At 38.4% G+C, this 19,629-nt stretch carries 14 protein-coding genes; 7 read left to right on the forward strand and 7 right to left on the reverse strand.

The window, feature by feature from the left end:
• Positions 1 to 12 precede the first annotated feature (12 nt).
• The 6 genes from pstA to IPO27_11335 all read right to left on the reverse strand — a co-directional run bounded on the left by pstA (position 13) and on the right by IPO27_11335 (position 9,134).
• On the reverse strand, positions 13 to 816 hold the full coding sequence (gene pstA, locus IPO27_11310; GenBank protein MBK8847094.1) for a phosphate ABC transporter permease PstA: 804 nt from the start codon (positions 814 to 816) through the stop codon (positions 13 to 15).
• A gap of 44 nt (positions 817 to 860) precedes the next feature.
• Positions 861 to 1,757 carry a phosphate ABC transporter permease subunit PstC gene (gene pstC / locus IPO27_11315; GenBank protein ID MBK8847095.1) on the reverse strand — a complete coding sequence of 299 codons (897 nt, stop codon included), beginning with the start codon at positions 1,755 to 1,757 and terminating at the stop codon, positions 861 to 863.
• A gap of 26 nt (positions 1,758 to 1,783) precedes the next feature.
• Positions 1,784 to 2,734 (reverse strand): extracellular solute-binding protein, encoded by a 951-nt coding sequence (locus IPO27_11320; GenBank protein ID MBK8847096.1) that lies wholly within the window; start codon positions 2,732 to 2,734, stop codon positions 1,784 to 1,786.
• Positions 2,735 to 2,754: 20 nt separating this feature from the next.
• On the reverse strand, positions 2,755 to 4,182 hold the full coding sequence (locus IPO27_11325) for an alginate export family protein (GenBank protein MBK8847097.1): 1,428 nt from the start codon (positions 4,180 to 4,182) through the stop codon (positions 2,755 to 2,757).
• Positions 4,183 to 4,953: 771 nt separating this feature from the next.
• On the reverse strand, positions 4,954 to 6,594 hold the full coding sequence (lnt, locus tag IPO27_11330; GenBank protein ID MBK8847098.1) for an apolipoprotein N-acyltransferase: 1,641 nt from the start codon (positions 6,592 to 6,594) through the stop codon (positions 4,954 to 4,956).
• Positions 6,595 to 6,614: 20 nt separating this feature from the next.
• The gene (locus IPO27_11335; GenBank protein ID MBK8847099.1) at positions 6,615 to 9,134 is read right to left on the reverse strand and encodes a hypothetical protein; all 2,520 of its coding nucleotides are present in this window, start codon (positions 9,132 to 9,134) and stop codon (positions 6,615 to 6,617) included.
• A 197-nt stretch (positions 9,135 to 9,331) separates the two neighbouring features.
• On the opposite strand from IPO27_11335, the gene IPO27_11340 reads away from it, so the two are divergent.
• The 7 genes from IPO27_11340 (at position 9,332) to IPO27_11370 (ending at position 17,628) form a co-directional block, all read left to right on the forward strand.
• Positions 9,332 to 12,034, forward strand: a complete 2,703-nt coding sequence (locus IPO27_11340; GenBank protein ID MBK8847100.1) for a DUF2723 domain-containing protein — start codon at positions 9,332 to 9,334, stop codon at positions 12,032 to 12,034.
• Positions 12,027 to 12,431 carry a hypothetical protein gene (locus tag IPO27_11345; GenBank protein MBK8847101.1) on the forward strand — a complete coding sequence of 135 codons (405 nt, stop codon included), beginning with the start codon at positions 12,027 to 12,029 and terminating at the stop codon, positions 12,429 to 12,431. The genes IPO27_11340 and IPO27_11345 overlap by 8 nt, the downstream gene beginning before the upstream one ends.
• Before the next feature lie 140 nt (positions 12,432 to 12,571).
• Entirely contained in the window at positions 12,572 to 13,003 is a 432-nt protein-coding gene (locus IPO27_11350) for a hypothetical protein (GenBank protein MBK8847102.1), read from the forward strand.
• 51 nt (positions 13,004 to 13,054) lie between these two features.
• Entirely contained in the window at positions 13,055 to 13,810 is a 756-nt protein-coding gene (locus IPO27_11355; protein ID MBK8847103.1) for an enoyl-CoA hydratase/isomerase family protein, read from the forward strand.
• A 156-nt stretch (positions 13,811 to 13,966) separates the two neighbouring features.
• On the forward strand, positions 13,967 to 15,412 hold the full coding sequence (locus IPO27_11360) for a hypothetical protein (GenBank protein MBK8847104.1): 1,446 nt from the start codon (positions 13,967 to 13,969) through the stop codon (positions 15,410 to 15,412).
• A gap of 139 nt (positions 15,413 to 15,551) precedes the next feature.
• Positions 15,552 to 16,190, forward strand: a complete 639-nt coding sequence (locus IPO27_11365; protein MBK8847105.1) for a deoxynucleoside kinase — start codon at positions 15,552 to 15,554, stop codon at positions 16,188 to 16,190.
• Between the two features lie 130 nt (positions 16,191 to 16,320).
• On the forward strand, positions 16,321 to 17,628 hold the full coding sequence (locus tag IPO27_11370) for an OmpA family protein (protein ID MBK8847106.1): 1,308 nt from the start codon (positions 16,321 to 16,323) through the stop codon (positions 17,626 to 17,628).
• A 275-nt stretch (positions 17,629 to 17,903) separates the two neighbouring features.
• On the opposite strand, the gene IPO27_11375 is transcribed toward IPO27_11370, so the two are convergent.
• Positions 17,904 to 19,629, reverse strand: a 1,726-nt coding sequence (locus IPO27_11375; protein ID MBK8847107.1) for a tetratricopeptide repeat protein, incomplete at its 5' end; no start/stop codon positions are given.

Raw genomic sequence — 19,629 nt, forward strand, 5'->3', positions numbered from 1 at the left:
TTTAGTTATTAATCAGATTTTGTGTTTCGATAATTTTTTGTTGATGATACGTATCACCACATTGATAGTAAGAATGATTATGGTGAGGATTAAAGCTGCAGCATAAGCACGCGTTTGTACTTCTTCTACCGGACTGCTTAACTGAAAGAAAATGGCTAGAGGTAAAGTTGCCGTGGGTTGCGAAAGCGAAGTAGGAATACTATCGGTATAACCTGCTGTAAAGAGCGGGCAGGCTGCATCGCCAATAGCGCGACCAAACGATAACAGGATTGCCGTTAAAATTCCGGGAGCAACTTGTCGCATAATTACTTTTGCAGTTTCCCAGCGGGTAGCACCCAGTGAATAAACGGCATCGCGTAATTCGCGTGGAACAAGCAATGCAACTTCATCCATGGTTCGCACCATGATTGGAATAATTAATAAGGTAACTACAATGATACCGGCAAGCAACGAAGTTTTTAGCCCAAGCATCACCATTAATGTAAAACCAAAAGCTCCGTAAACAATAGACGGTACTCCAAATAAAATATCGAATGATGTTCGTGTAAATGCAACCAGTTTTGAATCTTTATTCAGGTAAACATTGATATACAAAACAATGGGAATGCTGATTAATAAACTTAAAAGTGTTGCGCCTCCGGCCACGTAAATTGAGCCAATAATGGCATTTAAAATTCCACCTTCTTTACCAATATAAAAGCCGCCTTCGGGCACGCGCGAAACCATGTCCCAATTCATGCCTTTTATGCCTTTACTAATGATGGTATAAAGTATGGAAAATAAACAGCTAACTATTATTGCTGTGGCCAACATCATCAGCCCTTTAAAAAAAGGCCTCTTCTATTTTTTTGCTCTTAAACTCATAATTTAAATCTCCTTTCTAAACGTGCCAAGGTGAGCCTCGACACTGCATTAAATACAACTATGATGATGAATAAAATAAACGCGGCAAGCATTAATGCCGATTCATACATTGGTACTGAAAGCATTTCGCCATAGTTATTTGCAATTAGTGCAGGTAATGGATAACAAGAATCAAAAATGGAATGCGGTATAGCTGCTATGTTACCACACACCATTAGTACTGCTATGGTTTCGCCAAGTGCACGCGATATAGCTAACACTACTGCAGCAATAATACCGGGTAATGCTTTTCGTATTACTACCAGTTTTGTAGTTTGCCATTTGGTTGCCCCCAATGATAAGGAGGCATCTCTAAGTTCATTTGGTATAGCAGCAAACACTTCGCGCAAGATGCTTATGATTAGTGGAAAGGTCATAATGGACAAAACAATTCCTCCGGCAAGTACACTGTAGCCCGATGAATATTCAACAAAGTGTGGAGCCAGGGTGTCTCCAATAAAAGGAACAATAGTTAATACTCCCCATACACCGTAAACCACAGGAGGAACTCCTGCAAGTAAATCAATAAGTGGTACCACAACACTACGAATCCTATTGGAAGCGTATTCTGATAAGTATACTCCGGTTAACAGGCAAAGTGGAAATGCTATGGAAATACCAATAACAGCAATCCAGATTGTACCCATAATGTATGACAGAAAACCAAACTGCCCTTTAAATGGTCGCCAGGTTTCGGAAGTCAGCATATTGAACAAACCGTTTTGCGATAAAATTGGCCATGCCTTATAAAGTAAACCACCACCAATAATGAACATAAGCAACAATGCAAAGCCGGTAAGGCTTTGCATGATGATGCTCATTATTTTATCTTTTAAAATCCGAAGTTTATACATTTTATACAAAGTCTTTATAGTAACTATTATTTTAATTTGTCCAATTCTTTTGCAAGGCGTTCTTTAGATAAATCAACATAGCCGGCTTCATGAACATACTTTTGACCATCAGTTAAAACATATTTTAAAAAAGCAATCACCGCGGCATTGCCAGGTTTGCCTTTGGTAACAAAATATAAATCGCGTGCAGGTGGTGATGGATATTTGCCGGTTGCAATTGCCGCAATCAACTGATCAATGTTATCGTAAAAATTTTCGTTAGCATCAATTTGACCATTGTTATTAATGTCAATTGGAATTATTTTAACGCCATTAGTTTGTTGTTTGGTTTTGGAATCGTAAACGTAAACGATGTTGTTAAAGCCAATTCCAACAGGATCCTTTTTAACAGCAGTTGCTAAACCCGGGTCACCAAAAACACCAACACCTAAAAGGTCTTCTTGTTTTTTACCTAAGTATTTTGCCCACGACTCAGCAGCACCTGCTGCATCACTTCGCGTATAAACGTGCACCGGTGCACCTGATTTAATTCCTGCCGCCTGACCCCAAGTTTTTGCATTGCCGGTTACAAACAAATCAATAAACCCTTGTTTCTTTATCCCCTTTTTCATCAGCTCATTGAAGTTAGGATTCAATGCACTGATTGTTGGCACAACAGCATCTTTAGTAACCGCTACTCCATAGGCACCTTTTTTGGTTTCTTCAGGATAAATGTCGCGACTAAACATAGCAATATCGGCCATGCCTGAAAGTACGTCAGTCATGCCTTTGCCGGCACCACCTGCAGAGATATCAATCTTAACGCCTGGGTTTAATTTTTTAAATTCTTCGGCCCATTTTACAGTAACCGGATACAAAGCAAAAGCACCCGAAATAGTAATGTTACCGGTAACGGGTTTGGGACTTGGCGACAATTTGCCTGCAAAACAAATTGCAATTATTAGCGCTGTCAATAGTGTAAATTTCAACTCTTTCATCTTATTCATTTTTTTTATTTTTATTTATTGAATTTCATTTTTAGTATTTGGGGTTTTACTGTCAGCATAACATAAGCCCATTGCTGAAAAGTTTTTTCGCTATCAACTTTAGCTTTTTTTATTAATACGGTAGAGGCAGTGGGCAAGTAATATGAATATCCTATCTCTAAATTTATGATTGGATTCGGCTTGTAATTGAATAATATATCATGTTCAAATCCAAGGTTGTTATCAATTACTTCCTTCTTTGAATTTACAAACTTATTCTGTGAATAGAACTGATGGAAATAGAAACCTAAGCTGGTTTTTTTTGAAAGATTTTGTACGATAAAAAAGTACGGGTTTATTAAACCTGCATTATTTAAATCGCTTGGAAACCTGGTGTACAAATCCATGTAACCATTAAAACGATGAGCAACACCATATAGCGGTACAAATGAATGGTCCACAGTATCGGTTTTATTGGTGGCATCATTCCCGCTCATGTACTCCATACCTAACCGAAAAATTGTATTTGATTTTAAGGTGTATTTGATTTCGGGCTGCATATAAAACGCATCAATTTTTCTATTTGATGTATTATGCCCATGTTGGTAGTAACCACTCATGGTAATATACAAATTACCCTTCTCAAATTCTACTCTACCGCCATTTGTATACCGCATCAGCAGCTTCTCTGGATTCTTGGCATCTTGATACCCATCTCCACTATTTATTGTTGTTAAAGTTAAGGCTTTAGTAAATTTCCAATTTAAATAATGCACCAATAATAATTTGTAATTTGAAATAAGTTTGCCACTTGCATCCGTTGGTGTAAAATTGGTACCTGCAACTCCTTCGTTAGTTTGATTCCATGCAGCGGCCAATTCAGTTTTAAGATTACTATTGCGCCAGCGAAAATTTAAAGCATCATGTGCATTGGCATTTTGCCGCCAATCATTTTGTGCAAACAGTCTTTGGTTGTCATACATTAATCTTTGTCGCCCTATACGTATTGAGAAATTTTTTGTTATCATTGGTTCAAAATATGCTTCAAATATTTGTATGGTTCCAGCTGTAGATCGCGGATCATTAGCGCCAAAAGTGTGTATATCCTGAATTGAAAATTGAAAATTATATTTCCCCACAACATCATAACCAAAAGTTAAGCGGGTGCGTTGATTTGTAAAAAGTGCTGGTACAGTTGTGTCATTTGCCATCTGTTGATATCCACTTCTGAATTCCGTTCGCGGCCTCCATTCTAAATCAATCGATAATGTTTTATCAAATGGTGTTTCTTGCGTTTTCAGCGCTGTTTCCGCTCTTATTGAGTCAGCCTCTTCTTGTTTTAAAAGATTTTTCCCTATCAACAAATTAAGTAAATCATCTGTTGATTGAGCATGCACTGCAACGGCTGAAAGACCTATAAATACACAGGTTGTGATAAATTTTAAGAATGTTTTTTCCATATTTATTTTAATTTTTAGGCTGCGAACATACTAATACATACTTAATCTACCAACTTTATAGATTTAAAATTTTATTTATTTTTTTGGCCAAAGTTTCAAAAGCTATTTTCTGCGAAACATCTTCTGAAAAATGACAACGCAAAACTTCGCATTTATCATCCTCTTAAAACTATAATGTAATATTTCTATTAAAAAAAATTCATTGCCCTTTTTATTGAAACTGTAACGTGAGAAGTAAAAATTTTTCGTGACAAATAAATAGGAGTGATATGGTTACACATTGATATTATGTTTGGAGGAATGCTTAATGCACTATTATTTTTTTTAAAAATACTTTTGATGATGCCCTCTAAACCAAATTGAACACATTCAAACGCCTTTATGATTGAGTTAATAAACATAACAGGCACAAAAAGTAATTGCAGCTTTCTGCTTACATACTATAATATGAACAGTTACACTTGTTCAAGGCGCTATGTTTGCCTCTATAACATAGATTTCGCCCTTGATGTTCTCTTTGCATTTAAGTATAGTCTATCCTACAAAACTAAAAAGCGATAAGGTTCATCACCCTACCGCTTTTCGTTTTCCTAACTCCCTATTTTATTTTGAAATAGTCAGCTTCTCAGAAGTGCACCAATCTTTTAACTTTTTAAAGTAATAAAGATATGCTGTAAATACAGACTTCTATTAACCAGGCATGTGTTGGTAATGTAACGGAGCATGTGTCCGCTATTAAATTTAGGAATAATGTAAATTAGGTATTAAAAGTTAATCTATGCTTTCACTCCTTATCTTAATATTTTCATCTGTTGCATCATTTCGTTTTTTCGCTTTACTAAAAAACAAAGCAACAATCATGACGAATAAAGCAAGACAACACGGGTATGCTAAGCGATCGCCTGCATAAGAATAAAAGGTGCGTATATTGTTACCGTTAAGAGTTCCGGCAATGGCGCTCTCCTTCCACCACTCAGTCTGCTGCAGTATATCGCCACGTTGGTTGATGAAAGCAGAAATACCGGTATTAGCACTGCGGGCAATACTTCGCCTCATTTCGATAGCGCGCAAGCGGGCATACTGTAAATGTTGTCTGTAGCCGGGCGTATTGCCCCACCATCCATCGTTCGTAATAATAAAAATCAGTTCAGCACCTTTTTCTATATACTCATTTACAAACGCTCCATATACCGACTCATAGCAAATGACAGGGGCAATCATTTTTTTTCCCTTAAATACACTTACTTCGGCCTGACTGCCAAGGCTTCCGCTTGTGCCACCAAGGTCAATAGCAAAATTTTCTAATGGTTTCAACAGTGCTGGGAATGGCATTTTTTCTACTCCCGGTACCAGTTTGCTTTTATGATAGATCTGTATTTGCTTGCTGCTATCATACTGCAATGCTGTATTGTACGAATCATAATAATCATCGGAGCGGGTAAATTTTCGTGCGGTAGGTGTGCGGCCTATACCTCCGGGATATAAACGATCGGTACTTGCACCAATAACAATTTCAAGGTTGGGATAGGTCTTGGCAAAATTCTGAAACAAATGTGTTATTCGGTGTAGATTTAAATCTTCTTCCCACATAGACTGTGCTATAGCTGTTTCGGGCGCCACCAGATACTGGGTGGAGGAATCCATGTTTGATTTTGCCAGTGCTAATAAACGATTCATGTGTGCCGTGTTGTCGCCATAAAATTTATCGCTGTACGGGTCCAAATTGGGTTGAGATATAACTATGTTAACCGGATCTTCCTTTTCAACATACGTGTAATAGCGTACAAGTGAGATTACTAAAGGAACGGCCACAACCAAGAACGCCATAGTTGCCGGTCGCGTTATGCGCTCCTGCTGTCTGATTTTTTTTACTAAAAGAAATAATAAAATATTGCATGCCCATATCCATGCTGTTCCTCCTGCAAACCCTGTATACTCATACCATTGCACGCACTTATACCAGGCAGCCCAGCCATTGGCAAGGGTAAGCCAGGGCCATGAGGCATCCCAGTTCATGTGAATATATTCAAATCCGATCCATGCCAGTGGCAATAGTATATAGGCATAGTTACTTTTCCATCTTTTACGCCATGCGTGAAAGAGTAAAAACACCAACGTCATAAAAAATGAATTGAACAAAAAGGCCATGACCGAACCACCCGGGCTGGCATTCCACACCCACCAGGTAGTGGCCAAATTAAAAAGCAGGAACGATAAATAAAAAATACCAAATGTTGCCAGGCGCTTACTTTTTTCTTTAAGTAACGTATCTTCAAGTATTAACAATGGAACAAATGCTATCAACAGCAAAGGTGCCACACCACCTGCAGGCCATGCTGCCCACAATAGAAACGGAGTTAATACTGCCAGAAGTAATTTTTGCTGTGTGCTCATGTGGGCTAAAGTAGTCATATTTCGTTTTATCAATTCTGCTAGAATGGATCTGTGTCTACCTGAAATTCCTGCTTCCTTTTCTTTTCGGTAGGTGTAATCTTATTTATCGAGCTGTCTTTTTTAAACAATCCAAATTCCTTATTCAGCATTACCTTCAGGTTTTGCTTTTCCTGCTTTGCACTTTGTGTAATATGCTGCTCAACAGCTTTGGTATCATATTTTACATTGGGATTCGATGCCGGGCCTTTCATTCTTAAAAAAATTTGCGTGTGTCCAAGCCCATCTTCTTCTATGGTGCCAAACTCCGTTTTAAGATTTTTTTCCCTCCGCGTAAGGTCGTTTAACGCCAACTTTATACTATAGTCTATATCATTATCAAAGTTATGTGTACCGCTGGCTGTAAAGTTCATGGCGCTATTTTCAATGCGCATCACCGGGAATACGATATTACGATTACGTATTTCAATTTGATTTTCGAGGTTGGCAAATTTTATATTTTGCAAATCAACTTGCTTTACATATTTCTTTAATTTCTGCATCGGTTCAAAATTGTTTAGCTCCCCATTTACAATAGTCACATCGCTTATTGCAACTATGCTTTGTGGATTAACAACAAGTGTAGGCAACCACATAGAAGTGAACTGTACTGTGGCATTTAATTTCCCCTTCAGGTTTTTATCCGTAAGCGACTGTTGTCCAAAATTATCAAACTGATACATCATCTGATTAATATCAATGTTTGACAATCCGGCATCGCAAATTATTCGAATACTATCTTCCAAAATGGACAACGAACCTTCGAGCATAATACTTCCACGCATTGCTTGTAACTGCACCTCTTGAAGCATTAGCGCATTTTCCTTTAAGATTACTGTCCCTATTATACGCTTGGCTTCAAATTTTCTGAATCGGGTATTATCAATGCTCACTGTAAGTTCTGCATGAAGCCAGTCCGGAAATTTTACTACCGAGTTATTAGTAGTGCTTTGATTTTCGGATGTAATAAGTTCGTCCATGTCAAGCAGTTTCATTTTTAGCAATGCCTCCACCTGTATAGGTTCATTTCCCTTTAAGAAGGCACTGGCAAAATTGCTTACCTTGCCACTAAGTTTGTAATCGCTGTTGCCTTGCACAAAGGTGAGTGCTTCGAGTGTAAACGCGTTATCATTCACATTGCCTTGCAATTGTATCTTAGTTACCGGCAGGCTCGAATTCTTTAATTTAACATTTCCATTGCTAACGGCAATGGTACCACTTGCCACATAGGTCAATGGATTGCTAATGGTACCCGAAAATTTTAGTTGTACTCGTGCATCGCCATTTAATAATTCCACGGTATCAGCTTTGAGCAAGTCTTTTAACTGAGCCAGGTCTATTCCCCCTTCGGCAATCAAATTGAGGGCAGGATCATCAAAGTGGTTTAACTCGCCCGAAGCTTTAATTACCTTTTCGTTGAAACTGCATTTCAAATTTTCAAAACGTATATAGTGGTTGTTACTTTTTCCTGCACGATGATTGGTATACTTACCTGCAAACGAAATATTGCTTAGCGCTGCATCAGAAAATTTTGTGAGCAACGTTCCTTCTTTACAACTAAACTGTACATCGATAGCGGGCGTATTCAACTTGTCTATCTTACCCTTTACGGTAGCATTCCAGGTAAGGTATCCTTTGGTTTTATAGTCATTGGTCCACTCCTTGCTGCCTGCAGGCAGCAAGCGCAACAAGGTAAGTATATCGGCATTGTTACTTTGTGCGGTAACATTTAGCTCCGTATGCGATGGCTGGTTGTATATGTCGCCCGAAAGTAGAATTTCGGTTTCCTTTACTTTAATAACCGAATTATTAATGGAGAAATGATTTTCATTTTCAATTAGCAAGTCAAACTCGGCATTGGCAATCACACTATCAATATATCCCGTTGCATTCCATTTTAATTGTTGAGCTACAAAATCAACTTTGCTACGAATAGAAATCCTTCCGGGCGTATAGGTTGTATTACTTTCGTTTTTTTCGATATAGAATTCATATCGCTCATTCTTAAGGCGGTTTACATATGCATATTTCACATCTTGTAATAACACCTTTTCTAAATTTATGCTCAAACTGCTGGCGGTGGTATCGCTTGATGGTTTTAAAAACACAAAGTTTGATTCGCCTTTGTCATTAACCTTCATATTAAGTACACCATTCTTTAATTCTAATCGGTTTATTTGATAATTCTTGCCAAATAATTCAAAGGCATTAAACGACAATATGATTTTAGAAGCAAACAGGAGGGTATCTTGTTGGCTAAATGGCTTAGAGGGATGAGCCAATACATTCCTAAAGACTAATGCGGCATTTGGAAAATCGTTAAAGAGGCTGAAATTTATCTCTCCGGTTTCAACTTTCACATTCAATTGTTTATTTATCGAACTTATAAACGCCTGCTTTACTTCCTTCTGAAAAAAAGAGCCCACCATAAAAAGCGATAACACTAACAACATCATGATACCCAAAATTGTAAGGAGTAGTTTTTTCAACCATCCGGTAGCTTTATGTTGCTGATTGTTCATGTTGATTTAGAAGACGCAAAAATAGTTGTAAAATTGCCAGACGTGTTCAATTCTAAATGTGGTTAATAACAAGGTTAAGTTAATAGTATTCGTGCTTAACAAGTCTTTAGGAATCCATCTGAGGCAAGCATTTGCCACTTCAATAATTTATCTAACTTCGCCCACTTATCCAAAAAAAACAGAAATTTTAATTAAGTATGAGTTATAAGCGGATTAACAATATTGTTGGCTGGCTGGTTTTTGCCATCGCTTCATTTGTCTATTTATCTACCATTGAACCAACGGGTAGTTTTTGGGATTGCGGAGAATTTATCGCCTGTGCCGATAGGTTGCAGGTTGGGCATCCTCCGGGTGCTCCGTTTTTTATTATGCTAGCCCGTGTGTTTATCTTGTTTTCTATGGGCGATATTAAGCTAATCCCGATAATGGTTAATGCCATGTCAGGCTTGTGCAGTGCCTTTTGTATTCTCTTCTTATTCTGGAGCATAACACATATGGCCCGCAAGTTAGTAGCCAAAGGCAAGGAAGAGCCTGCCGGTGGCGATCTTATTGCCATAATGGGTGCTGGTGCTATAGGTGCACTAGCTTATACTTTTACCGATTCATTTTGGTTCTCGGCTGTAGAGGGCGAGGTTTATGCAACTTCGGCAGTGTTTACAGCTATCGTTTTTTGGGCTATATTGAAATGGGAAGAAGTAGCGGACGAAAAACATAATGCCCGATGGATTATTCTTATCGCTTACATGATGGGGCTATCCATAGGAGTGCATTTACTTAATTTACTTGCTATACCTGCTTTGGCGTTGGTATATTATTTTAAGCGGTACAAATTTAGTTGGACAGGATTTTTTGTTGCTATAGCTATTTCTGTGGCCTTGCTTGGTTTTGTGCAAAAAGGAATAATCTCTTACTACGTAAAAATGGGTGCCTATTTCGATTTGCTTTTTGTAAACACATTTGGACTTCCATTTTGGAGCGGGTTTATTTTCTTCAATTTAATAGTTTCTGTATTGATTTTTTTCGCGCTGGGATACACCAAGCGCATGAAGCAAGTAGTTGCCAACACATTCGTTCTGGCATTTACCTTTATACTGATAGGTTATTCTTCCTATGCAATGATTGTGATTCGTTCTGCGGCCAACCCTCCTCTGGATGAAAATGACCCTGAAAATGTTTTTGCCTTAATATCTTATTTGGGCCGTGATCAGTATGGTGACTTCCCATTATTATATGGGCAATATTACAATGCCCCTCAGGATGCAAACGACCCCATAAAGCAAGGCGAAATGCAATACATTCGATTTGATGGTAAGTACAAAGAGGTAGGATACAAGCAAAAACCAAACTACGACTCAAGGTACTGTGGATTTTTTCCGCGTATGTGGAGTGGTCAAGACAATCATACCAGCTACTACAAACAATATCATAAGAAAGACCTTGAAAGCCGACCAACCAATGGTGAGAATCTTGCTTTCTTTTTCGACTATCAGCTAATGCATATGTACATCCGTTACTTTATGTGGAACTTTGTTGGAAGGCAAAACGATATTCAAAGTTTCGGAGGAATATTAAAAGGTAACTGGGAGAGCGGAATTTCTGCAATCGATGGAATGCGCTTAGGCCCTCAGGGTAAATTGCCAAACAGCATGACCAGCAACAAAGGCCGTAATCATTTTTATTTCCTTCCACTTGCGTTAGGATTATTCGGTTTTATATTTCAGCTCAATCGCCATCGAAATGATTTTATTGTGGTTGGCATGTTATTCCTCTTAACTGGTCTTGCTATTGTATTGTATGTAAACCAACCTCCATACCAGCCTCGCGAGCGTGATTATGCTTATGCTGGAAGCTTCTATGCGTTTGCTATCTGGATTGGTCTTGGAGTATTGGGTCTTTACGATTTTCTGAAAAATAAAATTTCGGCACAGGGAGCAGCTATGGCTTCCATATTGGTATGTGCAGTGGTTCCTGTTGTGTTAGGCAAAAATGGTTGGGATGACCACGACCGTAGCCACCGCTATACATCGCGCGATTTTGCAACCAATTACTTAAACTCTTGTGCACCTAATGCTATTATTTTTACCAATGGCGATAACGATACATTCCCATTATGGTATGCACAAGAAGTTGAAGGTGTGCGCAGGGATGTTCGCATTGTCAATCTTAGCCTTTTAAATACAGACTGGTATATAGACCAAATGAAACGTCAGGCTTACGAAGGCCCTCCGGTACCCTTTACTGTACCCCGCGAAAAATACATTCAAGGAACGCGCGACTATATTCCATATTTCGAGCAAAAGAGCATTTCGAGCGATTATATTGAACTGAAATCTGTATTTGAATTTATTACCAGCGATGATCCTAAAACCAAAGTGCAATTGCGCGATGGTAGCTTTATCAATTATCTGCCTACCAAAAAATTCAAGATGACCATTGATAAAGAACAAGTAATAAAATCAGGTACTGTTGCTGCTAAGGATAGCGCCCTTATTGTTAACGAAATTGTATGGGACTTAAACAAAGGCTATGTGCAAAAGGCTGACTTGATGATGCTTGACCTGATTGCAAATAACAATTGGAAACGCCCAATTTATTATGCAGTTACGGTTGGCAGCGACAATTACATTGGCCTCGATGATCATTTCCAGTTGGAGGGACTTGCCTATCGCCTGGTACCTATAAAAACGGTAAACAAAGATGGACAAACCGGACGTGTGGCGGTTGATGAAATGTACAACAACACCATGAATAAATTTGCATGGGGCAATATGAAAATGGAGGGTGTATATCTTGATCAAAATAACCTGAACATGACCATGAATATCAAGAATAATTTTTCACGATTGGCAGAGGCCAAGTTCATGGAAGGCAAATACGATGATTGTATAAAAAGTGCTTGACAGATGCAACGAAGAAATGCCTGACAAGACTGTTCCCTATAACATTATGAACCTGCGTATGGCCGAGATGTACTATCGCACTGCCATGGCAAAAGGTGGAGGTGTAGATAGCCTTGGGCGCCCCTCCACGGATATAGAAAAGGTTATTCAGTCAGAAAAAGCGTTGCTAGATAAGGGAAATGCAATGTGTCGCAGGATTGGCGAAATTTATCTGGACGATCTTACTTACTATGCATCATTACGTGGCACTTCGCATTTTGCTTCGGTAGAACGTGAAGCAGGGCAAGCTCAAGCAGTAATAAACGAACTTGTACGCCTTGCTAAGATTACAGGCCAAAAAGATGTAATAAAAGAAATGGAAGAAAAAGCCGCCAAGGCTAATTCACTAATACAGTAATATAAAACAGCACAATAATTTATCCCGGTAGTTGTTATGTAAGTGTTTGTTTTAAAATTGGTTTTAGAGGAACTGTAAGCGTGGAGATAAAAACCGAAAATAAAACAAGCGTATAATATTTAAGTAGCTTATTGAATCACATGTTTGCATTGAGAGCCTTTTATTTACCTGGAATACTTTCAAAAATAGTTGGGGTTTCGATAGTGGCTACCACACTTTTACTTTGTGGTTGCAATAAAGATACCTTTAAAACGGTAAAGGTAACTTATCGTGTTCGCTGTGCTATTGCAAACAAAGTCAACATTCAATGTTACAATGACTACTACTTCGATTCGGGAAGTTTAAAAACCATTGAATTTACGAGCGAAGGATATTCCTTCAGGTCGAGTCGATTTGTAAATACGGAAGAGCCTTACTATATAAAAGTTGATTATTTAGATTCTACTCAAAATATAGAAGCCAATTATCTGGTAGAAGTATTGTTTGATGACACCATGGTTGTGGCGCAAAAAAAATATCTTTTTGCTCAACCATTGGTTGAGTTAAGCGGCACCGTAACCGAACAAAAATAAGTTAACCATTACTATATACTATCAGCAAAAAAGTATTTGAATCAATAATAAATGGAAGGAAAAGTATCAGTTAAAATTGAAAATGGAATAGCACGAGTTGCATTCTTTCATCCCCAAAGCAATTCATTGCCGGGTCAATTACTGCGGCAACTAGCTCAAGCTATAGTGGATACAGGAGCGAATAACGAGGCACGCGTTATCATATTGGAAAGCGAAGGAGATAAAACATTTTGTGCAGGCGCCTCGTTTGATGAGCTAATTTCTATTCAGGATAAAGAAGCCGGGCTTGCCTTTTTTTCAGGCTTTGCCATGGTGATAAATGCCATGCGCATGGCCCCTAAGTTTGTTATTGCACGTGTGCAAGGTAAGGCAGTAGGTGGAGGCGTAGGGCTTGCCTGTGCTGCCGATTATACTTTTGCTACCAATGCATCATCAGTAAAACTTAGCGAACTTGCAGTTGGCATAGGCCCCTTTGTTGTTGGCCCTGCCGTTGAACGTAAAATTGGCACTGCAGCATTTTGCGAACTCTCCATTAACGCAGCCGAATGGCGCGATGCTGCATGGGCATATCAACGTGGCATGTACGCTCACCTGTTTGATTCCATTGCAGAAATGGATGCAAGCATTGATAAACTTGCCTGCACACTGGCCGCTTCGAATCCCGAAGCTATGATGATGCTGAAAAAAATATTTTGGCAAGGAACCGAAAACTGGGACACGCTGCTTACTGAACGTGCCGGTATGAGTGGACACCTGGTGTTGAGCGACTTTACGCGAAATGCCATCAATAAGTTTAAAGCAAAGTAACTTGTGCTACATGCAAGTTGCAACAGGTGATTCTCTTGTTGCACTTACAATGCAATTAATAACACCTGTAGTTTTTTCTATTCGCTGTTAGTTGAGCGGCTCAATACTTCTTAATTATAGATATTCTATATTGCAGGCACAAACATTTTATACGCTTTGTATAGCAGGTTCATCATATTCATTTGGCAACATATATGGTCATGGTTATTGGCTGCCTGTTTTTTGCTGCCCGGTGCAGCAGGCGCACAAGTGCGCTGGAGTATGCTTGATACCGATAGCACGCAGAAAGTAGTGATTCGTAACCTACTCATTACGGGAAACAAAAAAACCAAGGAACGCATTATTACCCGCGAAATAATTTATCATGCTGGCGACTCACTAAGCATTGAAGTGCTTGACAAAGCAATCTTACGATCTCAAAGCAATCTTCTAAATACCAACTTGTTTAATTTTGTAGAAACCAACATTACCGGGAGTAATAATCAGGCCGATATTACCATCATTGTAAAAGAGCGTTGGTACATCTGGCCCTTTCCAATACTGGAGGCGGTCGACCGAAATTTTAACGAATGGTATCAAACCAAAGACCTATCGCGCCTCAATTATGGCATGTATGTGCTGCACGAAAATTTCAGAGGCGCAAAAGAAAAATTACAAGTCAATGCCCGGTTTGGCTATTCATTACGATTAGGAATAAATTATTCGTTACCATATATAGATAAGGCTCAAAGCATGGGCCTTAATTTTAGTGCGGGCACGCAACAGTTTCGCGAAGTGCCCTTTAAGATCATTGATAATAAGTTGCAATTTCTAACCCTTGAAGATGGCATAGCCAGGCGCGAAACATTTGGGGGCATGCGCTACACCTATCGTAAAGGGATATATAGCTTTGCCAATGCATTTGCCGAATACCGCAACATCCGTATAAACGATTCCCTTATCATGCTTAGTCCGGCTTACCTGGGAAAATCGCAGCGCGATTTTCAGTTATTAATACTAGGTGTAAGTTACCGGTATGAGAATGTGGACTTTAATGTGTACCCGTTGCGAGGCTTTGTATTCAGCACTGAAATAATGAAACAAGGAATAGGCTTGCTGCAAAACGAACCGGATGTAACCAATGCTTCAATAGGTATTAGGGTATTTAAACCACTATCGACACGCTGGCATTATGCATATAGCATCAGGTTGCGCAAATATAGCTATGATAAAATTCCTTATTACTTTCAGCGTGGCTTGGGTTATGGCAGCGAGTTTGTGCGTGGGTTCGAATTATATGTGGTGAATGGTAATTTCCATGGCGTAGCAAAATCATGCATTAAGTATTCGTTGCTGCCTCAAACTAAGGTTAAAATTAATTGGATACCCACCGAAAAATTCAACACTATACCACTTGCCTTTTATATCAATATCAATGCCGATGCAGGCTATGCAAGAGACCGCTACTTTTTCAATGAAAATTTTTTATCCAACAAAATGTTGGCGAGTTTGGGAGCAAGTTTTGATGTAGTTACCTATTACAACCTGGTTTGGTCGTTCAATTATACCTTTACAAATATAAACCGTCACGGTTTCTATATACATTTTAGCAGTCCTATTTAAATGGTAACTGCATATTAACAAAATAAGGTTGAAGTAAGTGCTCCGCCCTCTAGCTGCATACTCCCTTTATCACATCTCAAAAATATTGATAACTAATTTTTGCAAAGCCTAACCTTATTCTGATTTTTGACAGCTCGATATGAATGCTAAATATATAGTAATAGAAGGTAATATTGGTTCGGGCAAGACTTCGCTTGCCACCATGTTATCGCAGTATTATCAATGTAATTTAGTATTAGAAGAATTTGCCGATAATTCCTTTTTACCGAGGTTTTACGAACACCCTGAGCGGTGGGCATTTCCGCTCGAGATGAGTTTTCTGGCCGACCGTTATCATCAAATGAAAAAAGTATTTGACCACAGCAGGCATCACGATTTTAAAGTGGTTAGTGATTACCTCTTGGATAAGTCCTATATTTTCGCAAAAAATAATCTGGCACAAAACGAATGGTTGCTCTACGAAAATTTTTTTGAAATCATCAGTCAGCATATGCCAAAGCCAGATATATTGGTGTACCTTAGCAATACCGCGGAGGGTTTACTTAAAAATATAAAAAAACGTGGCCGTGGCTATGAACAGAAAATAGCAGCAGGATATCTTGAAAATATTGATCAGGGATACCGAAATTTTATGGCCAAACATCCCGAATTAAACATTTTAGTAATAGAATCTCAAGAATTAGACTTTGTAAATGAGCCTCAACATTTTGAAGAAATACGCGTTTCCTTAGAAAAATCGCTCGTTGATAATCAAAAAACCTTATTTCCTCATATTTAATGTTTGGTGATAAATTAAAAAGAATTATTATTGCAAGGATTTTATAAAAAACTTATCAACAGGTAGTTTTTTATCCTCTATTCTAAAACGGTTTATAAATTCGTAACTTATTCCTAAGAAAAATTAACGTATGAGCATAAAGCAAAACGGCAAGTTAACAGCACAGCTAGTAGCAATATTATTAATAATTAATCAGTTTGCTACGGCACAAGACCCTGCGTATTCGTTACCCAATCCCAAGAAATTCGACCGCTTTTCATTTAGTATCCTTGGAGGCATGTCTGCCTTGCATAGCGATATAAAACATAAAAAAGAGGCCAACAGTAGCTTAAGTCAAATGGTTTTAAACCCGGCTTTCGGCTTTCAGTTTGGCTATCAACTTACGTATACCATTGGCTTGCGTATGCGTGGCTTTGTCACCGAATTAAAAGATACACCCATCGATTCGGTGTACATAAAAGAGTTTAAGGACCGCTATTTATTATCGTACAGCAGCCCTGTAAGACAAGGTTCGCTAAGTTTGGTTTATAATTTTGGCAATATTACTTACCTAAAACGCAATCAGAGCTTCCATATGTTTGTAGATGCAGGTCTGGGTTTATTTAGCAATCAGGCAACGGTAAAGCAATTGCCTCGAGGCAATGCTATTATCGAACGCGATAAGACTACCGAATTATGCATTCCCTTTGGTCTTGGTTTTAAATACCGCATTGGCCATGCCGACCTATCAGTTAGCTACGATTATTATAAAACCTTTACTGATAAGATAGAAGGAGTAGCTGGTGAGAATAGCGCACCTGATGCATTCTCATTATTTAGTGCAGCACTTACTTTTACCTTTGGTAAAAAGAACAAGCCAATGGAATGGATTAACCCAATGGATGTGGTATATCAAGATCTTAACCGCATGAATGCAAAAGTGGATAGTGTTGCTAATGATAGCGATGGTGATGGTGTTGCTGATATATTTGACAAGGACAACAAAACACCTAAGGGTGCAAAAACCTATAGCGATGGCACATTAATAGATACCGATAATGACGGTGTAGTAGATTTTAAAGATGCCGATCCATTTAGCGCCAAAGGTGCTAAAGTAGATGCGGATGGACGTGAACTCGATACTGATGGTGATGGGGTGCCAGATATTGGAAGCACAGTTATTAAACCAGTGTATCAGGAGCGTTTGCTAATCGTTGCGCGAGCACTTAAAATGAACCCCAATATTAAGATTGCGCTAACCGGTTGCACCGATGTAAGCGGTAATGATAACTTCAACGAAAAGCTTGGCCTTAAGCGTGCCGAAAACTGTAAGCGTGTTTTAGTAGATGACTACGGTATAGAGGCAGAACGTATCTCCACCGAAACAAAAGGTAACCGCCAACCGCTTAACACAGCTACCGATTACCTTAACCGCAGGGTTGATTTTTCGGTTCAGTAATTTTTTGCAATTCTTATTTTTATTAAGGCTTTATACAAAAATGTAAGGCTCCACTATTTTGCTGTCAGCTTGCAGGAGTTTGCAATGGCTCGGTAAATTAAACTAAGTGCATTCGCTTACTTTTGGCTTGCAAAATTTTAAATACAAAAGCGGCTGTATTTTAAATGCGCATTTTTTATGCATCCTCAATGTGAACAAGCTCAAACAAAACACATTATAAAGAAGCGCATCAATCTATTTGCTTAACTAAAACAGCTTTAATGAAAAAACGATTCTTAGGTTTTGGCTTCCACAAAATACATATCAATTTCACCTTTATTCTTAGCCTCTATTTTTCCGCGATATAAACAATTATATTTTTCTTTCACTAAATTATAGGTGCTACCACTAATGTTTACTTTGCCTGCTTCGCTGCTTGATTCCATTCGCGATGCAATGTTTACCGTGTCGCCCCAGATATCGTAAGCGAATTTTTTTACCCCTACAATTCCTGCTACCACAGGGCCGGTGTGAATGCCAATTCTGATTTCAAATACTTCTTTACCTTCACTTTTCCTTACTATTGAATGTTGCTGCATGAAGTTATTAATTTCAACTGCAGCACTCACTACATCCATTGCATTCGTCCTATTCATTACTGGCAATCCACCTGCGCACATATAGCTGTCGCCTATGGTTTTTATTTTTTCAATATTGTGTTTCGATATGATTTCATCAAATGCCTTAAAGCAATCATGAATTTCATTCACCAGTTCAGTTGGTGATAGTTTTTCAGAAATCTGGGTGAAGCCTTTGAAATCGGTAAACATAACCGTTACATCATCAAACTGTTTTGCGTCAGCGCTACCCTTTGCTTTCAATTCTTCGGCAACTTCTTCGGGTAAAATATTCAATAATAGTTCATCGCTTCGCTTTCTTGCTTTCGAAATTTTATTACGCTGCCTATACACCACTATAGAAAAAACTAATGCACCCAGCAGTCCAACTCCAATTGCGTTTCGCACTATGCGCTGCTGCAAATCTTTTTTATCTTGTTCTGTCTTTTCTATCAGGTTGCTTTTCTCTTCTTCGTATTTCAATTGAGATGCAGTTAGCTTTGACGCAATTTCAAAGTCTAGTATGGAATTATTTAATCTATTAAATTCCTTATGACTTAAATATGCCTGATGCCAATTACCAGTTATGCTATCCAATTTTTCAACTCGCTGATAATAATCGCGCATAGGCCTTTTGCTATCTATTTGTTTTGCTAAATCAAAAGCATATTGAAAGTATTCCTTTGCCTTATCAAGTTGATTCAGGTTAACATAACATCCTGCTGTTTGACTATACAAACTTGCCAGTTCTACTTTGTTAGATATTTGCTTAAATTGTTGAATGGCTAATAAATAATTATTGAGCGCTTCGATATAATCTCCTTGTTTCTCATACAAATTACCAATACCAAAATTAGCCATAGCCGAACCAAAGGTATATCCTGTTTGGCTTGCAATTTCAAGCGATTTAAGTTGAAATTTAATGGCAGCAGCATAATCCTTTAGTTGTAACATGCAATTTCCTAAGTCGTAATAAGTGTCGCAAGTATTTATTTTATCATGCTTCTTCTCAAATTCAAAAAGGCCCTTTTTATAATAAGCAATTGCTTCAGCATAATTTCCAAGATTATACATATCGTCTCCAATGTTGCTGGTAGCAAAGGCGAGTGAATAGCTGTCGCCTAATTTCTCAAAAGTTTTTATGGCCTCTTCGTTTATTTTAGACGATTGATAATAATTTCCTTGTTGCACATACACCCACCCAAAAAGCAAATACAAGGAGCCAATTCTTTCTTCATCTCCAATCGCTTTGTAAAGCTTTAAGGCTTTTTCGAAGTAAACCAATGCCTGAGGATAATTGCCGCCATCTGCATAATCCTGCCCTATGTAGCAAAGTACTTTTGCAACATTTTCTTTATCCCCGTTTTTTTCAAAAATGTTGTAAGCCAAATTATGATACGTAAGT

Source organism: Bacteroidota bacterium (genome assembly GCA_016714535.1).
Lineage (GTDB): Bacteria > Bacteroidota > Bacteroidia > AKYH767-A > OLB10 > JADKFV01.

Coding starts and splice junctions, on each gene's coding strand:
- pstA (MBK8847094.1), bottom strand. CDS start 816: ATGATGTTGGCCACAGCAATAATAGTTAGCTGTTTATTTTCCATACTT.
- pstC (MBK8847095.1), bottom strand. CDS start 1,757: ATGTATAAACTTCGGATTTTAAAAGATAAAATAATGAGCATCATCATG.
- IPO27_11320 (MBK8847096.1), bottom strand. CDS start 2,734: ATGAAAGAGTTGAAATTTACACTATTGACAGCGCTAATAATTGCAATT.
- IPO27_11325 (MBK8847097.1), bottom strand. CDS start 4,182: ATGGAAAAAACATTCTTAAAATTTATCACAACCTGTGTATTTATAGGT.
- lnt (MBK8847098.1), bottom strand. CDS start 6,594: ATGACTACTTTAGCCCACATGAGCACACAGCAAAAATTACTTCTGGCA.
- IPO27_11335 (MBK8847099.1), bottom strand. CDS start 9,134: ATGAACAATCAGCAACATAAAGCTACCGGATGGTTGAAAAAACTACTC.
- IPO27_11340 (MBK8847100.1), top strand. CDS start 9,332: ATGAGTTATAAGCGGATTAACAATATTGTTGGCTGGCTGGTTTTTGCC.
- IPO27_11350 (MBK8847102.1), top strand. CDS start 12,572: ATGTTTGCATTGAGAGCCTTTTATTTACCTGGAATACTTTCAAAAATA.
- IPO27_11355 (MBK8847103.1), top strand. CDS start 13,055: ATGGAAGGAAAAGTATCAGTTAAAATTGAAAATGGAATAGCACGAGTT.
- IPO27_11365 (MBK8847105.1), top strand. CDS start 15,552: ATGAATGCTAAATATATAGTAATAGAAGGTAATATTGGTTCGGGCAAG.
- IPO27_11370 (MBK8847106.1), top strand. CDS start 16,321: ATGAGCATAAAGCAAAACGGCAAGTTAACAGCACAGCTAGTAGCAATA.